Source organism: Cellulomonas sp. (assembly GCF_035634735.1).
GTDB lineage: Bacteria > Actinomycetota > Actinomycetes > Actinomycetales > Cellulomonadaceae > Cellulomonas.
The window spans coordinates 1-17,375 of record NZ_DASQCJ010000012.1; the positions used below are offsets into that span (position 1 = coordinate 1).

Genomic DNA, 17,375 nt, shown 5'->3' on the forward strand with positions numbered 1-17,375 from the left:
GACCTGGCTCGGGCACGTCGACGACGACACGCTCTACCGGGCGGTCCGCGAGGCCGCGGTGACGCTGTGCCCCTCGCGGTGGGAGGGGTTCGGCAACGCCGCCCTCGAGGCCAAGGCGATCGGCGGGGCGGTCGTCGTCACGACCGGCAGCGGCTACGACGACTTCTGCACCGACGGCGAGGACAGCCTGATGGTGCCGCCCGCCGACCCGGCCGCGCTCGCCGGCGCGGTGCTGCGGCTGCTGGCGGACCCGGTGCTGGCGGCGACGCTCGGGGCCCGGGCCGCCGCGGGCGCGGAGCACTGGACCGCGGACCCGGTGGCGGCGGACCTGCTGGACGCCGCGGACGAGCTCCTGGGCCCCCCGCGCCGCTGACCCCGGCTCGCGCGCGGGCGCGCGCGCCCGCCGCGGCCGCCCGGCCGCCCCGCCGCCCCCACGCCGAGCGTCTAGGAAACGTGTCGAGTGCCTATCCGCGGGATAGGCACTCGACACGTTTCGTAGGCAGTCGCGGCCAAGAGCGCGGGCGGGCAGGGCGGCGCGGCGGCGCCGGGCTGCCCGCCCGGGTCAGGCGCGGCGCCAGGCCGTCCCGTCCCAGCGCACCGCGCCGGCCTCCGCGAACGCCCGCAGCCAGCCCTCCATCGGCCACCGCCCCCACCGCCGCGCGAACCGCGCGCCGTTGCGCAGCACGTCGTCGAGGTGCTGCCACGGCGGGCTGCTCGTCGGGTGGTGCTGGTGGTACGCGTGCGCCCCGCCGACCCACGCGAGCGGCACCCCGGCCGCGCGCAGGGCCCAGCCGAAGTCGGTGTCCTCGCCGCCGTACCCCTCGTACCCCTCGTCGAACCGGGGCCCGTCCGACCAGCGGCGCGCGGTCAGCGCGAACGACAGCGACCAGAACAGGTCGTACTCGTCGGCGGCGGCGAGCAGCACCTCGCCGTCCGCGGGCGCCGGGCGCGCCGGGTGCGGGCGGGTGGCGGCCGCGAGCGCCGCCGGGTCGTCGACCGCCGCGCCGGGCGGGAGGTAGGTGACCGGCCCGCACAGCACCGCGCCCGGGTGCGCGGCGGCCGCGGCCGCGTACCGGTCCAGGAGCAGCGGTCCGGGCACGCAGTCGGCGTCGAGCAGCACCAGCAGGTCGGCGCCGAGCGCCACCGCCCGGTCGGCGCCCGCGTTGCGCGCCGCGGCCAGCCGCAGCCCGTCCGGCCCGGGCGGCACCCGGAGCACCTCGTCGGCGTCGAGCGCGGGCGGCTCATCGTCGCCGACCCACACCACGACCGCGAGCACCCCGGGGCCCCGCCGCACCGCGGCCAGCTGCCGGTGCAGGTGGTCGACCCGCGGCGCCGAGCACAGCGTGACGACGGCCCGCCGCCCGGATGCGTCCGCCGGCCCGCTCGCGCCGGTCCGCGTCACCACGCGCCCCGCCCGCGCGCCACGTCCGCGATCGCCTCCGCGGCCCGCGCCGCCGCGCCGGCCGTCCCCCACACCGACCAGTCGGGCGCCAGCGTCGCGGCGCGGTCCAGCACCTCCGGCCACCGCGCCGGCTCCGGCCACGCGGGCTCGACCACGGCCAGCCCGGCCCGGTCGAGCGCGCGCGCGGTGACGGCCTGCTCGTCGAACGGCCGGTCCTGCGGCACCACCACGGCCCGCGCCCCGGCGACCGCGAGGTCCGCCACGGAGTTCTGCCCGGCGAACGACACCACCGTGCCCGCGCCGGCCAGCTCCCGCCAGGGGTCGTCGGTCCAGGCCCCGCCCGCGCCGAGCGCGGTCCACCGGTGCCCGGGGGTCGCGCGCGCCGCGGCGTCCACGTGCTCCGCGGTCACGCCCGACCCGCCGCGGCCGCCGAGCACGAGGACGCCCTCGCGCGCGCCGTCGGGGGCCTCGCGGCCGTCGAACCGGCTGATCCCGCCGGTGAACACGACCCGGTCGCGCACGGGTTCCAGGTGCGGGGCGGGCACCAGGTCGGCGGGCCACGGGGCGAGCACCCGGGCGGCGGCGCGCAGGCCGAGCGCGTGCGGCTCGTCGTCCCGCACCCCGGGCTGGGCCATCAGCACCGGCGGGACGCCGAGCAGCCGGGCGAACACGGTCACCTCGACCGACACGTCCACGACGACGGCCGCCGCGCCGCGGGCGTCGAGCTCGCGGGCGATCCGGGCCAGCCGGCCCCGGTGCCCGGGGTGCAGCAGCGGGGCCCAGTGCAGCAGCCCGCCCGCGGCGGGGTCGGCCTCGGACGGCCGCCGCCCGGTGTCGGGGTCGGGCTCGTCGTCGCGGTCGAGCCGCACCCAGTCGACGTGCGGCGGCAGGTCCGCGGGCTCCGGCAGCGAGCTCAGCGCCACGACGTCGGCGTCCAGGTGCGGGGCGACGGCGCGCAGCCGGCCGAGGTGCCCCGACCCGTGGTGGTGCACGTACCAGGCGACGGTCGGGCGGGTCACGCGATCAGCTCCGCGCCGGTACCGCGCTGGGCGACCAGCGCGCGGAACACCCGCTCCAGGGCGTCGACCCGCGCGTCCAGGCCGTAGTGCCGGCGCGCCGACGCCCGCACCGCCACGCGGAAGCCCGGCTCCGCGGCCGCCCGCGCGGCCAGCCGGCCCGCCGCGTCGGCGAGGGCCGCCACGTCGCCGCGCGGGACGGCGGACATGCCGGTCGCGGTGCGCGCGATCTCCCGGATGCCGCCCGCGCCGAACGCCGCGACCGGGGTGCCGCACATCAGCGCCTCCGGGCCCACCAGGCCGAACGGCTCCTCCCACGCGGGCGTCACCAGGGCGCACGCGCTGCGGCCGATCAGCCGGGCGAGCGCCGGCTGGTCCAGCAGGCCGACGTACCGGACGCCGTCGCCGACGTGCGGCAGCACGTGCCGCTCGGCGTACTCCCGGTCGCCGATCCGGCCGGCGATCGTCAGCTCGCGGCCCAGCAGCCGGGCCGCCTCGATCGCCAGGTGCGGCGCCTTCTCCGGCACCAGCCGGCCGGACCACACCAGGCCGTCACCGCCGGGTCCGACCGGCCAGGCGGCGGCGTCGGTCCCGTTCGGCAGCACCGTGGCGTCGACGACGGGGGCCCACTCGCGTCGGGTGTGCGCGCTGACCGCGAGGAACCGCGTCCCGCGGGCGTGCGCGGCGGCCTCGACCAGCTCCGGCTCCAGCGGCGTGTGCAGCGTCGACACCATCGGCACGCCGAGGTCCGCCGCCCGGCGCAGCGGCAGCCCGTGCAGGCAGTGGTTGGAGATGACGTCGTACCGCGACGGGTCCCGGGCGATGACGTCGAGCGCGCGGTCCAGCGCCGGGACGGACCGCTCCCGGTAGGCGTCCGGGTAGTGCGAGTCGGTGGCGCGGGCGCCCGCCGGCCAGTCGAGGGTCGGCAGCGCGAACTCGGCCGGGCCGCCGTCCAGGAAGTCCGAGCCGCGCACCGCGACGAGCGACACCTCGTGCCCGCGGGCGCGCAGCGTCCGGACCTCGTTCCACACGGCCGACTCCAGGCCGCCCGCGTGCGGCTGCCGGATCGGGAAGCGGAGGGGGGCGACGACGACCACGCGCAGGGAACGCGTCACCGGGACTCCCCGGCGAGCAGGCGGCGGTACAGGGCGGCGTGCAGCTGCGCGGCGGCCCGGTCGGCCGTCAGCCGCGCGGCACGCCGCTCCCGGACCAGCGCGGCGCGCGCCGCCGTCCCGGGGCGGGTCGACGCCGGGGAGCCCAGCAGGTCGCGCAGCGCGCCCGCCAGGCCGGCGGCGTCACCGACGGGGCCGGAGGTCGCGACCGAGCCGTCGGGGTGCTGCTCGGCGTAGTAGCCGACGGCCGGCGCGGCGACCGGGACGCCCAGGTCCCAGCACAGCTCGAGCCAGCCGGAGTGCGTGCCGTGGGCGTAGGGCAGCACGCACGCGTCCAGGCCGGACAGGGCCGCGGCGAGCCCGTCGTCGTCCAGCCGGTCGTGCTCGACCAGCCGGACGGACGCGGGGTCGGCGGCCGCGCACCGGGCGCGGACCTCGTCGCGGGCCGCGTCGTCCCGGACCGCCCGGTGCAGCCGCACCTCGGCGCGGACCGGCAGGCCGGACGCCCGCAGGTCGGCGACCGCGGCCAGCAGCGCGCGGGTGGCGGCGGGGGCGTCGACGTTCGGGCGCAGGTCCTTGAGGTGGAGGCCGACGACGCGCTCGTCCCCGGGCGCCGCGGCGCCGGCGGGCTCGGCGCCGGCGGACTCGGCGCCGGCGGGCTCGACGGGGGCGGGCTCGGCGCCGGCGGGGTCGGCCACGGCGGGCGGCGCGGGCAGCTCGCCCAGCAGCCGCGGGTGCGGCACGACCAGGGCGTCCCGGCCCCAGCGCGCGCGGATCTCCGCCGCGGCGCCGGGCGTCAGGGTGACCAGCGCGTCGGCGCCCGGCACCAGCACGTCGAGCTGCGCGCGGTACCCCGCCTGGTCGGTGAGCTGCGGGTGCTCCAGGTCGTGCACGGTGAGCACCACCGGCCACCCCGCCTCCCGCGCCGCGGCCAGCGTGCGGGCCAGGTGCTCGGGCGCGAAGGACTCGGTGCCGAAGTGCACGTGCAGCAGGTCCGCGTCGCCGGCGTGCGCCGCGACCCAGGCGGGGTCGAGCGCGACCGGCGGCCACCAGCGGCCCGGCTCCGCGCCCGGCGGGGTGGGGTCGGGCAGCACCTCGAGCCCCTCGGCCGCGGTGACGCCCGCGACGTACGGGTGGCCGGCCGGCACGGCGACGACGCGGACCGTGCGGCTCGTGGACCGTGCGGCGTGCGTGGTCGGTGCCAGGAGCTGCGCCATGCGGTCCTCTCGTGGTGGCGGGCGCGCCGCCCGGTCCCCGAGCAGCGCGGCGTCGCGGTGGTGCGGGAAGTGTCGCGCGGTTGCCGCCTCCCCGCGACTCGACCACGATTGCCGCGATGACCAGGTCCGACACTCCCGCACTCCTCCTGACGGGCCCGCCGCGGCACGGCGTCGTCCGGTACGCGGGCGACCTCGCCGACCACGTCCGCGTGCTCGACGCGCACGCCCGGGTGCTGCGGGTCGAGGACCCCGCCGACCTGCCCGCTGCCGGCGCGGGGCTGGGCCGCGCGCACCTGCACGTCACCGACCGGCTGCTCGGCTCCTCGCCGGACGCGGCGGCCGACGTGGTGGAGCGGCTGGCCGCCGCGTGCCGGCTCACGGTCACGCTGCACGACGTGCCGCAGGAGTCGGACGGGCCGCGGAACCTGCCCCGGCGTGCGGCGGCGTACGCGCGGATCGCGGCGGCGGCGGCCGGGGTGGCGGTGAACAGCCGGCACGAGGCGCTGCTGCTCGCGGAGCACGGGGTGCTGGCCGCGGGGCGCGCGCACGTGGTGCCGCTCGGCGCGACGGTGGGCGCCGCAGGCCCGGCGGACCGGGCGGTCGGCACGGCGGGCCCGGCGGACGCGGGCGGCACCGCCGGCCGGACACCCGCCCCCGCGCCCGGCGCGCCCCTGGTCGCGCTCGTCGCCGGCTTCCTCTACCCCGGCAAGGGCCACGACGACGTCGTGCACGCCGTCGCCGACGCCGCCGACCTGCTCCGCGCCGCGGGCACCCCGCCCGGCGAGGTGGCGGTCGTCGCGGTCGGCGGCCCGTCGCCCGGGCACGAGGACGAGGTCGACCGGCTGCGCGCCGAGGCGGCGGCCCGCGGCGTCGCGCTGCGGGTGACCGGCGGCCTGCCCGACGACGGGTTCCACGCCGCGCTGCGCGGGCCGGGGATCCCGGTCGCGGCGCACAAACACCTGTCGGCGTCGCGCACGCTGCTCGACTGGGGCGAGGCCGGGCGCCGCCCGCTGGTCGTCGACTCGCGGTACGCGCGCGAGATGGCCGCCCTGCGCCCGGGCACCCTGACGCTGTACCCGCCGGCGGACCTGCCCGCGCACCTGGCCCGGGCCTGGGCGGATCCCGCGGCGACGGCCCTGCCGCCCGGCGCGTCGCTGGCGCCGACGCTGGCCGACGCCGCCGCGGCGTACCTCGGGTGGTGGGCCGCGGGCGCGACCCACGGGGCCGCCGCGTGACGCCCGCCGGCCCGCCGGCCGACCTCCCGCCGACCGGCCCGCCCGCCGGCCGCCCGCTCCCCGGCAACCGCTGGGACCTGCTCGACGGCGTGCTGCCCGACACCCCGCCGGCGGTCTCGGTCGTGGTCGTGCACTACGACCAGCAGGCCGAGCTCGACCGCACCCTGCGCGCGCTGGCCCGGCAGGACCACCCCGCCGGCCGCACCGAGGTGGTCGTGGTCGACGACGGGTCGCCCGAGCCCCCGCGCGTGCCCGCCGGCGTCCGGCTGCTGCGCCAGGAGGACCGCGGCTTCCGCGTGGCCGCCGCGCGCAACGCCGGGGCCGCCGCGGCGACGGGCGACGTGCTGGTGTTCCTCGACGCCGACACCGCGCCGGAGCCCGGCTACCTCCGCGCGCTCACCCGGCTGCCCGCCCTCGCCCCCGACTGCCTCGCGGTCGGCCGGCGACGGCACGCGGACCTCGCCGGGGCGCCCGCCGACGCGCCGGTCGAGCGGGCCGGCCCGGAGCGCGAGCTGCCCGAGCCCGCGTGGCTCGCCGACGGCTACCGGCGCAGCCGCGACCTGCGCGACGCCGACGACCGGTCCTACCGCTACGTGATCGGCGCCGTCACCGCGTGCAGCCGCGCGCTGTTCACGGCGGCCGGCGGGTTCGACGAGGGGTTCTCGGCGTACGGCGGCGAGGACTGGGAGTGGGCGTACCGCGCCTGGCTGGCGGGCGCGGTGCTCGCGCACGTGCCGGAGGCGGTCGCCTGGCACGACGGCCCCGACTGGTCCGGCCGGGACGAGGCCTCCCGGGCCGCGAAGAACGCCGAGGCGCTGCGGCTCGCCGACCTCGTGCCGGTGCCGGGGTCGCGACCGCGCGGGCTGCCGTCCGGCCGGGTCGACGTCCTGGTGCACCCGCCGGCGGGCGAGGGGGTGTCGGCGGCGCAGCGGTTCGTCTCCGTCGACTCGGTGCTGGCCGCGCTGCCCGGCGCGGAGCCGGCCCCGGACCACGCGGGCGGCGACGGCGACCCCCGCCTCGACCGCGTCCGCCTCGACGTCGTCCTCGACCGCCCGCTCCGCGCCACCGACCCGGGCGCCGTCGCCGCGGCGGTCGAGCGGGTGGGGGCCGAGGGCCAGGGCGAGCTCGCGCTGCTCGGCCCGGACGGCGCGCCGCTGCTCCGGGTCGTGGCCCGCCGCGCCCGGGCCCGCGAGCGCCGCTGGGGCCGGGACGACCTGTTCCCCCGCGCGACGGCCCGCGCCGACGGCGTCGAGCCCCTGCCGGGCGAGCCGGACCTGGAGGCCTACCTCGGCGGCTGGTGAGCCGGCCGGCCCGCGGCCCTCGGCCCGGCCGGGTCACCCCCACCCCGTTCAGTGGACGGTTGTGACCGACACGCCCGGGGCGTGTCCGTCACAAGCGTCCACTCCAGCCGGTGCGCGGGCCCCGGAGCCGGTGCCGCCCGCCCCGGGGTCCGGGCGCCTGGGCGCCGACGCGTTCAGCCCGCGGCGTCCACGGTCGCCTCGGGCCGCGCCGCCGCCGCGCGCGCCGCCGCCACGACCGCCCCGCGCTCGGTCGCCGGGAACCGCGCCAGCACCGCCGCGAGCGTCCCCGCGTCCTCGTTCGCCCCGAACGCCTCCGCGTGCGGCTGCAGCGCCACGGAGTCGGCCAGCGACCCCGCGGGGACCGGGTCGAAGCCCAGCGCGTCCACGAACGCCGCCACCTCCGCCGCGGCCGCCGCGTCGTCCGCCGCGACCGCGATCGCCCGCCGGCCGGGCGTCCCCGCGGGCAGCGGCCCCTCGTCGAGGTCGTGGTACCCCATGTGGTTGAACGCCTTGACCACCCGCGCGCCCGGCAGCGCGTCGGCCACCAGCGCGCTGGTCGCCACGGCCGGGTCGGCCAGGTCGGGGCGCTCGCCGTCGGTCTCCCACCAGTAGTTCATCGCGTCGACCACGACCCGGCCGGCCAGCGCGCCGCCGACCCGCGCCACGACGTCGCCCAGCCGGCCCAGCGGCAGCGCGAGCACGACGAGGTCCGCGCGGGCCGCCTCCCGCGCGTCGACGGCCCGGGCGCCGGGCGCCAGGACCTCGACGATCAGCCGGATGCGGTCCGGGTCCCCGGAGCCGGCGACCGCCACGTCGTACCCGGCGGCGACCGCGAGCCGCGCCAGGACGGTGCCGACCTTGCCGGCGCCGAGGATGCCGACGGTCCGGGGCGCGGTCACGCCGCGTCCCCCGCCAGCAGGTCGCGCACCATCGGCGCGACCCGGCCGCCGAACAGCTCGACCGCGCGGAGCCGGTCGCTCACCCGCAGCGGGCCGCCGGTGTAGACGAGGTCGAACCGGCTGACGTCCAGGCTGCGCACGGTGCCGGCGATCTTGCGGGCGACCGTCTCCGGCGAGCCGACGTACAGCGACCCGTGCGCGACCTCGGCCTCGAACTCCGACCGGCGCAGCGGCGGCCAGCCGCGGTCCGCGCCGATGGCGTCGCGCATCTGCTTGTACGGGCCGTAGTACGCCTCGAGCGCGGCCTCGTCGGTCTCGGCCACCAGGCCGTGCGAGTGCACGCCGACCCGGCCCTCGGGGGTGCCGAGCTGGGCGGTGGCCCGCCGGTACAGGTCGACGTAGGGCCGGAACCGGTCGGGCTCGCCGCCGATGATCGCGAGCATGAGCGGTAGGCCGTAGTGCGCGGCGCGGACCACCGACTGCGGCGAGCCGCCGACGCCGACCCAGGTCTCCAGGCCGCCGGCGGTCTTCGGGTAGACGTCCGCGCCGGCCAGCGGCGCCCGGGTCGTGCCCGACCAGGTCACCGGCTCCTCGCGGAGCAGCTGGGAGAACAGCTCGATCTTCTCCTCGAACAGGACCTCGTAGTCCTGCAGGTCGAAGCCGAACAGCGGGAACGACTCGGTGAACGAGCCGCGGCCGAGCATCACCTGCGCGCGGCCGCCGGACAGCGCGTCGACCGTGGCGAACCGCTGGAACACGCGCACCGGGTCGTCGGAGCTCAGCACCGTGACGCCGGACGCCAGCCGGATGCGCTCGGTGCGGGTGGCGATGCCGGCCAGCACGGTCTCCGGCGAGGACAGCGCGAAGTCCGGGCGGTGGTGCTCGCCGAGGGCGATGACGTCCAGGCCGACCTGGTCCGCCAGCACGGCCTCCTCGACCACGCGGCGGATCGCCTCGGGGTGGGTGAGCAGGCGCCCGGTGGCGTCGTCGGTCGGCAGGTCGCCGAAGGTGTCCAGGCCGAGCTGCAGGGCGGTCATGACGGGGTCCTCCCGGGTCGTCGTCGGCACCCATCGTGCGCGATGCTGATTGAACAATCAACTATCGCCCCGGATTCCGACCCGGGAACCGGGACGCGCGCCCGGGGCCGGCGTCAGGCCACGACCGGGCGCGCCGACGGCGTCGCCCGCACCGCGCCGCCCACCGTCGACTCCCGCGCCACGACCTCGAAGTCCGTGATGACCTCGACGTGCTCGGCCGGCGCGGTCCCCGCGACCCGCGCCAGCAGCAGGTCGACCGCGGTCTGCGCGATCTGCTCCCGCCCCGGCGCGACCGACGACAGCGGCGGCGACGCGTACGCCGCGTCCTCGATGTCGTCGAACCCGATGACGGCGACCTCCTCGGGCACCGCGATCCCCCGGTCGTGCAGGGCGTGCAGCGCGCCGATCGCCAGGGCGTCGTTGAGGCCGAACACCGCGTCGATCTCGGTGCCGGAGTCGAGCATCCGCTCCATCGCCTCCGCGCCGGTGGACCGGTGCCACAGGCCCGCCTCGCCCAGCAGCGCGGGGTCGAGCGGCAGGCCCGCCTCCGCGAGCGCCTGCTCGTAGCCGCGCTGGCGCAGGGCGGCGCTGCCGACGGTCTCGCCCTCGTGCGACCCGATGAGCGCGATCCGGCGGCGGCCGGTCTCGATCAGGTGCCGGGTCGCGGCGCGCGCGGCCTCGACGTTGCTCATCGTCACGTGGTCGGCCGGACCGCCGAAGATGCGCTCGCCGAGCAGCACCATCGGGAAGTCGACCGCGAACGACGCCCGGTCCTCGGTGCCCAGCGCGAGCGGGGAGAAGATCAGCCCGTCGGTGAGGTGCCGGCGCTGGCCGTGCAGCACCTCGAGCTCGCGCTCCCGGCTGGCGCTGGTCTGCTCGATCAGCACGATCACGCCGCGGCGCTCCGCGGCCTGGATCACCGAGTCGGCCAGCTCGGCGAAGTACGGCAGGCTCAGCTCGGGCACGGCCAGGCCGATCATCCCGGTCCGGCCCTGGCGCAGGTTCCGCGCCGAGAGGTTCACCCGGTAGCCGAGCTGCTCGATGGCGGCCTCGACGCGCTCCTTGGTCCCCGGGCGGATGTACGGGTACCCGTTGATGACGTTCGAGACCGTCTTGATGGACACGCCGGCCACCGCCGCGACGTCCTGCATGGTCACGCCCGCCTGGCGCCGCTTGCCGGTCACCGTCCCACCTCCTCCGCCACCTGCCGCGTCGCCCGGTCCCTGCCGACGCGGGCCGCGCCGCGCCCCAGCGTAGGGGCGCGGCGCGGCCCGCGGGTCACGCGTCCGGGGTGGGCGGTGGCGTCACCGGCCACCCAGCCCGGTGGTGGCGACCGCCTTGACGATCTGCCGCTGGAACAGCATGAACAGCAGGATCAGCGGCAGGGCGGCGATCACGGCCGAGGCCATCGTCTGGGCGTAGATCGTGCCGTACGCGTTCTTCACCGTCGACAGGCCGACCGGCAGGGTCATCAGGTCGGGGTTGTTGGTGACGATGAACGGCCACAGGAAGTTGTTCCACGCGCCGATGAACACGAAGATCGCGACCGCCGACACGATCGGCCGGGAGATCGGCAGCACGATGGACCAGAAGGTCCGCCAGTGCCCCGCCCCGTCGACCCGCGCGGCGTCCTCGATCTCCTGCGGCACCTCCGCGAAGAACTTGCTGAAGATGTAGACCATCACCGGCGCCACCAGCTGGGGCAGGATCACGCCCTGGTAGGTGTCGACGAAGCCCAGGGCCTCCATCTGCCGGAACAGCGGCACGATGAGGATCTGGCCGGGGACCGCGATCAGCGCGATGGTCGCCGCGAACAGCAGGTTCTTGCCGCGGAACCGGGTGCGGGCGAACCCGTAGCCGGCCAGCGCGCACGCCGCGACGGTGAGGATCGTGACCGACCCGGCGACCAGCAGCGTGTTGAGCATCCAGCGCGGCACCTCGCCGCGCTCGAACACCGTGCGGTAGTTCTCCAGCGTGAACCCGCCGTCCGGGAACCACTGCAGCGGCACGGACTGGGCCTGCGCCTCGGTCTTGAACGAGGTGTCGACCGCCCAGAGCATCGGCAGCAGCCAGGACAGGGCGAGCACGACCAGCAGGACGACCGCCAGGACGGTGGCGACCTTGCTCCGGCCCAGCACCAGGCTGCGGGTGCGGCGGTTCTCCTCGCGCCGCTCCGCGTAGGCGCGGCGGAACCCGCCCGTCGTGGGGGCGGTGAGCGTGTCAACGGCCACGGCGCTGCTCCTTCCGGCGAGCGGTGGTCAGCACCTGGAACCCGACGGCGACCACGATGATGAGCGCGAAGTAGATGTAGGACATCGCCGAGGCGTAGCCCATCCGGTACCCGGTGAAGCCGGTGTCGTAGATGTACTGCAGGATCGGGCGGGTCACGCCGTCCGGGCCGCTGCCGCCGTTGAACGCGATGAACATCTGGTCGAACACCTTGAGCGACGCCAGGACCTGCAGCACCGTGATGAGCACCGTCGTCGACCGCAGCTGGGGCAGCGTGATCGACCACAGCCGGCGCCAGGCGCCCGCGCCGTCCAGCGCCGCGGCCTCGTACATCTGGTCCGGGATGGCCTGCAGCGCCGACAGGTAGAGCAGGAAGTTGAAGCCGACGGTCCACCAGAGCGTCAGCAGGGCCATCGACCACATGGCGACGCTCGGGTCGGTCAGCCAGCCGACCTTGTCGAGCCCGAGCTTGTCGAGCCAGTAGTTGAAGAAGCCGATCTCGGGCTGGTAGAGCCAGACCCAGATCTGCACGACGACGGCGACCGGCAGCATGTACGGCGCGAAGAACGCCAGCCGCCAGACCCACTGCCCGGGCAGCCCGGTGTAGACCAGCAGCGCCATCGCCAGCGCGATCACCACCAGGGGGATCGTGCTCATCAGCGTGAAGGCGACCGTGTTGCCCAGGGTGGACCACATGACGGGGTCGCCGAACGCCTCGGCGTAGTTGTCGAACCCGACCCAGCCGCCGTTGCCCATCAGCGACTGCTCGGTGAAGCTCAGGCCGAGGCCCCAGAGCGTCGGGACCACCAGGAACAGCACGGCGATCACGACGAACGGGATGACGAACGGCCAGCCGCTGCCCTCGCGGCGGCTGCGGCCGCGGCGGGTGGGGCGGTCGGGGGTGCGCGGCGGCGAGACGGTGCCGGTCGCCTGCGACTGGGACGGTGTGGTGACGGTGCTCATGTCTGCGATCCCTTCCGTCACGCCGGCGGCTTGGTCTTGAGGGCGGCGTCGAGGCTGCCGATCAGGCGGTCGACGGCGGCCTCGGGGGACGACTTGTCGAGCCAGGCGCCCTGGAGGGCCTCGCCGACGCGCGCCTGGAAGTCCGACCCGGACCCGGTGAACCAGGCCTGCGGGTCGAAGACGGCCTCCTCGCTCGCCGCCGCGTAGTGCGACTGCGGCACCTTGGCCTGGTACTCCGCGGACTCGGTGACCTCGCGGTTCGCCGGGATGTGCCCGCCGTCGGACCAGAGCAGCGACTTGTTGAGCATCGCCGCGACCGTCGCGTAGGCCGCCTCGCGCTTCTCCGGGTCGAGGTTGACCTGGTGCGGCAGCACGAACACGTGCGAGTCGCCGTAGGTGGCGGGCGTCCCGAAGATGTTCGGCATCGGCATGGCGTCCACGTCGACGCCCGCCGTCAGGAACGACTGCAGCTCCCAGTTGCCGTTGAAGCACATGCCGACGCGGCCGGTGGAGAAGTTCGCGACCGCCGACGGGTAGTCGGAGTTCGCGATGGCCACCGTGTCGTCGAGCCAGGACTGCACCCAGCTCACCGACTCGACCAGCGCGTCCCGGTCCAGGTCGGCGGGCTGCCCCGGGGTCAGGACGACCTCGTTGCCGGTCTGCGCGTACAGGCCCCAGAGCATCCGGGACATCTGCGCGCCGTCGCCGGTGTAGCCGTAGCCGACGCCCGCGTACCCGGTGACCTCCGCCATGGCCCGCCCGGCCTCGATGAAGCCGTCCGGCGAGTCGACGCCGACCAGCTTCCCGTCCGGACCCAGGATCCCGGCCTGGTCGGCCAGCCCCTTGTCGAAGAACAGCAGGAACGCGTGGAAGTCGAGCGGGACCGCCCACAGCTTCCCGTCGATCGTCGCCCGGTCCCACAGCGCCGGCGGGAACATGTCCTCCGTGACGCCGTGCTCGGCGAGCAGGTCCAGGTCCCAGGGGTCGAGCACGCCGCCCGGCACCCAGCCGGCGACCCGCGTCAGGTGCATGACGGCGAGGTCGGGGGCGCGGCCGCCGACGGACGCCATGATCAGCTTGGTGTAGTACGGCGCGCCCCAGGTGAGCACCACGGGGTCGATCCCGATGGCCGGGTTCTCGTCCTGCACCTCGGTCATCATCTGCTGGAAGATGCCGCCGTCACCGCCTGTGAACAGGTGCCAGAGCTGGATCCGCGTCTGGTCCGACGCCGCCGCGGCCCCGCTCCCGCACCCGCTCAAGGCCCAGGCCGCCCCGAGGGCCCCGGCCCCCGCCACGGCCCCCCGGAGCACGGACCGGCGGCTGTACGCCGCCCGCTCCGGACCCCCGCGAGCTCCTGAGATCATCCTCGACCTCCCGCCTCCACGGGGGCGCACGGCCACCGTGGGTTTTCATCGTTGAAGAACCGCTCGGCAGTGAATCAGGACGGGACAAACCCCGTCAAGAGGTGACGATCCACCCCGGTGTGCCACGTGGCAACACGGCGCGCCGGTGGGGTGGCACGACGAAGGGCCCGGCACTCGGTGCCGGGCCCTTCGTTCACGACGCCGCTCGCGCGGCGGCCGTCACTTCTTGTTGCGACGCTGGTGACGCGTCTTGCGCAGCAGCTTGCGGTGCTTCTTCTTCGCCATGCGCTTGCGGCGCTTCTTGATGACGGAGCCCATGGGGTCCTCGCTTCCTGTGGCGAGCGCGCAGGCGCCCCGCCGGGTCGTGGTCGATCGACGCGCGGCACGACGAACGCCCACGCACGGGAAAGTCCGCCCCTACCTTACGCGATCGGCGGGGCCGTCCGCGACGCGCCGTCGGCCGTCAGGAGGACAGGCGCCCCGCGCGCGGGCCGCCCTCGTCCGCGTCGCCCTCGGACTCGAGGTCGAGCCGGGCGGTCGCGAGGTAGTGGTCGAGCGCGTCCTGGGGCACCCGGAACGAGCGCCCGACGCGGACCGCGGGCATCTCGCCCGAGTGCAGCAGCCGGTACACCGTCATCTTCGAGACGCGCATGACCTCGGCGACCTCGGCGACGGTGAGGAACCGCACCCGCGGGGGCTGCTCGCTGGTCATGGCCGCTCTTCTCGCTCGTGCGCGCACGACCCGTGCGCGGAACTGGGTGCACACAGGTGCCGCGACGACACCTTAGAGCCTGCTGAGGCTGGTGTGAAAGGGGAGGCGGGTGGGACCACTCCCCGGGGTGCACCCAGCCTCCCCCACCACCCTCGCGGCCGCCTCCGGGCGGGTGGTCCGGGCGCCGGCCGGGCGTCAGTCGTGCAGGGGGTCGAGGCCCAGGAGCGGGAAGGCCGCCGAGCGGGTCGCCCGGACGGCCCGGTCCACGTCGTCCGCCGGGTCGAACCCGTCCGCCCACGGCCGCCACGCCAGGCCCGCGCCGTCCGACATCGAGCCGGGGGCCTCCCGGCCGTACAGGGCGACCACCTGGTCCAGCCAGCCGCGCGGCACCCGGGTCACCGGGTCGACGGGCGCGTGCACCGCGACCCCCAGCAGGTGCGTCCAGGCGCGCGGCACCACGTCGGCGACCGCGTACCCGCCGCCGCCGAGCGCCAGCCACCGCCCGCCGGACACCTCGTGCGCCAGGTCGTGCAGCCAGCCCGACACGAGCCGCTGCGCGTCGACCGACACGTCCAGGTCGGCGATCGGGTCCTCGACGTGCGTGTCGCAGCCGTGCTGGCTGACGAGCACCTGCGGGGCGAACGCCCGGAGCACCGGCGGCACGACGGCGTCCACCGCCCGCAACCAGCCGGCGTCGCCGGTGTGCGAGGGCAGCGCCAGGTTCACCGCGCCCCCGGGCGCGCCCGGCCCGCCGGTCTCCCCGGGGAAGCCGGTGCCGGGGAACAGCGTCGCGCCGCTCTCGTGCACGGAGACGGTGAGCACCCGCGGGTCGTCCCAGAACGCGCGCTGGACGCCGTCGCCGTGGTGCGCGTCGACGTCCACGTAGGCCACCCGCTCGGCGCCGGCCGCGAGCAGGGCCCGGATCGCCACCGCCGCGTCGTTGTAGACGCAGAACCCGGACGCCGCGCCCGGCATCGCGTGGTGCATCCCGCCGGTGAGGTTCACGGCGTGGTCGGCGCGGCCCTGCCAGACGGCGAGCGCCGCCTCGCGGCTGCCGGCGACGATCCGGGCCGCCGCCTCGTGCATGTGCGGGAACACCGGGTCGTCCTCGGTGCCGATGCCGCGGGCCGGGTCGCCGGGGCCGCCGGCCGAGGCGCGGCGCACGGTCGCGACGTACTCCGGCTCGTGCACGGTCTCGAGCTGCGCGTCGGTCGCGGGCTCGGCGCCGACCACCTCGACGCCCGGCAGGTCGAGCAGACCGAGCGCCCGGGCGAGCCGCACCGTGAGGTCCAGCCGGAGCGGCGCCATCGGGTGGCCGGGGCCGAAGTCGTAGTCGAGGAGCTCGGGCGTCCACACCACGCGCACCCGGGCCGTCATGCCCACACCGTAGCCGCTGCGCGGCCCCACCTCCGCTGTCGTGCCACAGTGGTGCTCCCCGCGCGCCCGCACGCACGGGAGCACGCGACGGCGACCCGCCCCGCGCGCGGACGCGGTGCACGGCAGGAGGGTGGATGGCACGGGGCCTCCCCGGGGTGGTCTGGTCCGGGCGCGAGCTCGTCGACCGGCTGGCCCGCCAGTCCCCCGCCCGGCTGGCGCTCGGCGTGTTCGCGTCGGTGATCGCGGTGTTCACGGCGCTGCTGTCGATGCCGTGGGCCACCGCCTCCGGCCAGCGGGCGCCGTTCGTCGACGCCTTCTTCACCGCGACCTCGGCGGTGTGCGTCACCGGCCTGGTCACGGTCGACACCGGGACGTACTGGTCGACCGCGGGCCAGGTGACGATCCTGGTCGGCATCCAGATCGGCGGCCTGGGCGTGATGACCCTCGCGTCGATCCTCGGCCTCGCGGTGTCCCGGCGGATCGGGCTGACCCAGAAGCTGCTGGTCACCTCGGAGACCAAGACGACCCGGCTCGGCGAGGTCGGCTCGCTGGTGCGGACGGTCATCGTCACCTCGGTGGTGCTGGAGGTCGCGATCGCGGTCGCGCTGATCCCCCGGCTCCGGATGCTCGGCGACGACTGGGGCGAGGCGATCTGGCACGGCGTGTTCTACGCGGTGTCGGCGTTCAACAACGCGGGGTTCATCCCGACCACCGAGGGCCTGGCGCCGTTCGCCGCCGACTGGTGGGTGCTGCTGCCGATCATCGTCGGGGTGTTCATCGGGTCGCTCGGCTTCCCCGTGATCCTCAACGTCGCCCGCACCTGGCGCCGGCCGCGCCGGTGGAACCTGCACTCCAAGCTCACGATCACCACCAGCCTGGCGCTGGTCGCGTTCGGCGCGGTCGTGGTCGCCGCGTTCGAGTGGACCAACCCGCGGACGCTCGGCGGCATCGGCTGGAACGAGACCCTGCTGGCCGCGCTGTTCGCCGGCGTGATGCCGCGGTCCGGCGGGTTCTCCACGGTGGACGTCGCCGACATGCACGAGGGCACCTGGCTGCTCAACGACGCGCTGATGTTCGTCGGCGGCGGGTCCGCGTCGACCGCGGGCGGCATCAAGGTGACCACGCTCGCGGTGATGCTGCTGGCCATCGTCGCGGAGGCCCGCGGGGACCGGGACGTCGAGGCCTACGGCCGGCGGATCCCGCGCGAGGCGCTGCAGGTCGCCATCGCGGTCTCGCTCGTCAGTGCGACGATCGTCCTGGTGGCCTGCCTGCTGCTGCTGGCGATCACCGGGCTCACCCTGGACGTGGTCCTGTTCGAGGTGATCTCGGCGTTCGCGACCTGCGGGCTGTCCACCGGCATCACCGCCGAACTGCCCGACGCCGGCAAGTACGTGCTCGCCGTCCTGATGTTCATCGGCCGGACCGGCACGATGACGCTCGCCGCGGCCCTCGCGCTGCGCAGCCGTCGTCGCGTCGTCCGGTTCCCCGAGGAGAGGCCGATCATTGGATGA

Annotated in this window: 17 protein-coding genes; 4 read left to right on the forward strand and 13 right to left on the reverse strand. The window is 76.7% G+C overall.

Annotated features, from left to right (window positions below; all coding sequences use genetic code 11):
• Positions 1 to 373, forward strand: a 373-nt coding sequence (locus tag VER05_RS01170) for a glycosyltransferase family 4 protein (RefSeq protein ID WP_324843574.1), incomplete at its 5' end; no start/stop codon positions are given.
• Between the two features lie 189 nt (positions 374 to 562).
• Here the strand turns inward: VER05_RS01170 and VER05_RS01175 are convergent.
• The 4 genes from VER05_RS01175 to VER05_RS01190 are packed head-to-tail and all read right to left on the reverse strand — an operon-like array spanning position 563 to position 4,747.
• Positions 563 to 1,402: a glycosyltransferase family 2 protein gene (locus VER05_RS01175; protein ID WP_324843575.1), complete on the reverse strand. Its 840-nt coding sequence runs from the start codon at positions 1,400 to 1,402 to the stop codon at positions 563 to 565.
• Entirely contained in the window at positions 1,399 to 2,421 is a 1,023-nt protein-coding gene (locus tag VER05_RS01180) for a hypothetical protein (RefSeq protein ID WP_324843576.1), read from the reverse strand. The genes VER05_RS01175 and VER05_RS01180 overlap by 4 nt, the downstream gene beginning before the upstream one ends.
• Positions 2,418 to 3,533: a glycosyltransferase gene (locus tag VER05_RS01185; protein WP_324843577.1), complete on the reverse strand. Its 1,116-nt coding sequence runs from the start codon at positions 3,531 to 3,533 to the stop codon at positions 2,418 to 2,420. Before VER05_RS01185 ends, VER05_RS01180 begins: the two co-directional genes overlap by 4 nt.
• Complete coding sequence (locus tag VER05_RS01190) at positions 3,530 to 4,747, reverse strand: glycosyltransferase (RefSeq protein ID WP_324843578.1); 1,218 nt, start codon at positions 4,745 to 4,747, stop codon at positions 3,530 to 3,532. The genes VER05_RS01185 and VER05_RS01190 overlap by 4 nt, the downstream gene beginning before the upstream one ends.
• Before the next feature lie 116 nt (positions 4,748 to 4,863).
• Here VER05_RS01190 and VER05_RS01195 point away from each other — a divergent pair, with 116 nt between their 5' ends.
• A complete protein-coding gene (locus VER05_RS01195; protein WP_324843579.1) occupies positions 4,864 to 5,982 on the forward strand; it encodes a hypothetical protein in 1,119 nt (372 codons plus the stop codon).
• The gene (locus VER05_RS01200) at positions 5,979 to 7,283 is read left to right on the forward strand and encodes a glycosyltransferase family 2 protein (RefSeq protein ID WP_324843580.1); all 1,305 of its coding nucleotides are present in this window, start codon (positions 5,979 to 5,981) and stop codon (positions 7,281 to 7,283) included. Before VER05_RS01195 ends, VER05_RS01200 begins: the two co-directional genes overlap by 4 nt.
• Positions 7,284 to 7,456: 173 nt before the next feature.
• On the opposite strand, the gene VER05_RS01205 is transcribed toward VER05_RS01200, so the two are convergent.
• The 9 genes from VER05_RS01205 to VER05_RS01245 all read right to left on the reverse strand — a co-directional run bounded on the left by VER05_RS01205 (position 7,457) and on the right by VER05_RS01245 (position 15,864).
• Positions 7,457 to 8,182 (reverse strand): NADPH-dependent F420 reductase, encoded by a 726-nt coding sequence (locus tag VER05_RS01205; protein WP_324843581.1) that lies wholly within the window; start codon positions 8,180 to 8,182, stop codon positions 7,457 to 7,459.
• Complete coding sequence (locus VER05_RS01210) at positions 8,179 to 9,219, reverse strand: LLM class flavin-dependent oxidoreductase (RefSeq protein ID WP_324843582.1); 1,041 nt, start codon at positions 9,217 to 9,219, stop codon at positions 8,179 to 8,181. Before VER05_RS01210 ends, VER05_RS01205 begins: the two co-directional genes overlap by 4 nt.
• Positions 9,220 to 9,332: 113 nt before the next feature.
• Positions 9,333 to 10,370 (reverse strand): LacI family DNA-binding transcriptional regulator, encoded by a 1,038-nt coding sequence (locus VER05_RS01215; protein WP_324843589.1) that lies wholly within the window; start codon positions 10,368 to 10,370, stop codon positions 9,333 to 9,335.
• Between the two features lie 153 nt (positions 10,371 to 10,523).
• Complete coding sequence (locus VER05_RS01220) at positions 10,524 to 11,450, reverse strand: carbohydrate ABC transporter permease (RefSeq protein ID WP_324843583.1); 927 nt, start codon at positions 11,448 to 11,450, stop codon at positions 10,524 to 10,526.
• Positions 11,440 to 12,411, reverse strand: coding sequence for a sugar ABC transporter permease (locus VER05_RS01225; RefSeq protein ID WP_324843584.1), 972 nt, complete (start codon positions 12,409 to 12,411; stop codon positions 11,440 to 11,442). The genes VER05_RS01220 and VER05_RS01225 overlap by 11 nt, the downstream gene beginning before the upstream one ends.
• A 17-nt stretch (positions 12,412 to 12,428) precedes the next feature.
• Entirely contained in the window at positions 12,429 to 13,775 is a 1,347-nt protein-coding gene (locus VER05_RS01230; RefSeq protein WP_324843585.1) for an extracellular solute-binding protein, read from the reverse strand.
• A 219-nt stretch (positions 13,776 to 13,994) separates the two neighbouring features.
• On the reverse strand, positions 13,995 to 14,093 hold the full coding sequence (locus VER05_RS01235; protein WP_003792170.1) for a 30S ribosomal protein bS22: 99 nt from the start codon (positions 14,091 to 14,093) through the stop codon (positions 13,995 to 13,997).
• A gap of 145 nt (positions 14,094 to 14,238) precedes the next feature.
• Positions 14,239 to 14,487 carry a helix-turn-helix domain-containing protein gene (locus tag VER05_RS01240; RefSeq protein ID WP_324843586.1) on the reverse strand — a complete coding sequence of 83 codons (249 nt, stop codon included), beginning with the start codon at positions 14,485 to 14,487 and terminating at the stop codon, positions 14,239 to 14,241.
• A 195-nt stretch (positions 14,488 to 14,682) separates the two neighbouring features.
• Positions 14,683 to 15,864 carry an acetoin utilization protein AcuC gene (locus VER05_RS01245; RefSeq protein ID WP_324843587.1) on the reverse strand — a complete coding sequence of 394 codons (1,182 nt, stop codon included), beginning with the start codon at positions 15,862 to 15,864 and terminating at the stop codon, positions 14,683 to 14,685.
• A gap of 134 nt (positions 15,865 to 15,998) precedes the next feature.
• On the opposite strand from VER05_RS01245, the gene VER05_RS01250 reads away from it, so the two are divergent.
• Positions 15,999 to 17,375: a TrkH family potassium uptake protein gene (locus tag VER05_RS01250; protein ID WP_324843588.1), complete on the forward strand. Its 1,377-nt coding sequence runs from the start codon at positions 15,999 to 16,001 to the stop codon at positions 17,373 to 17,375.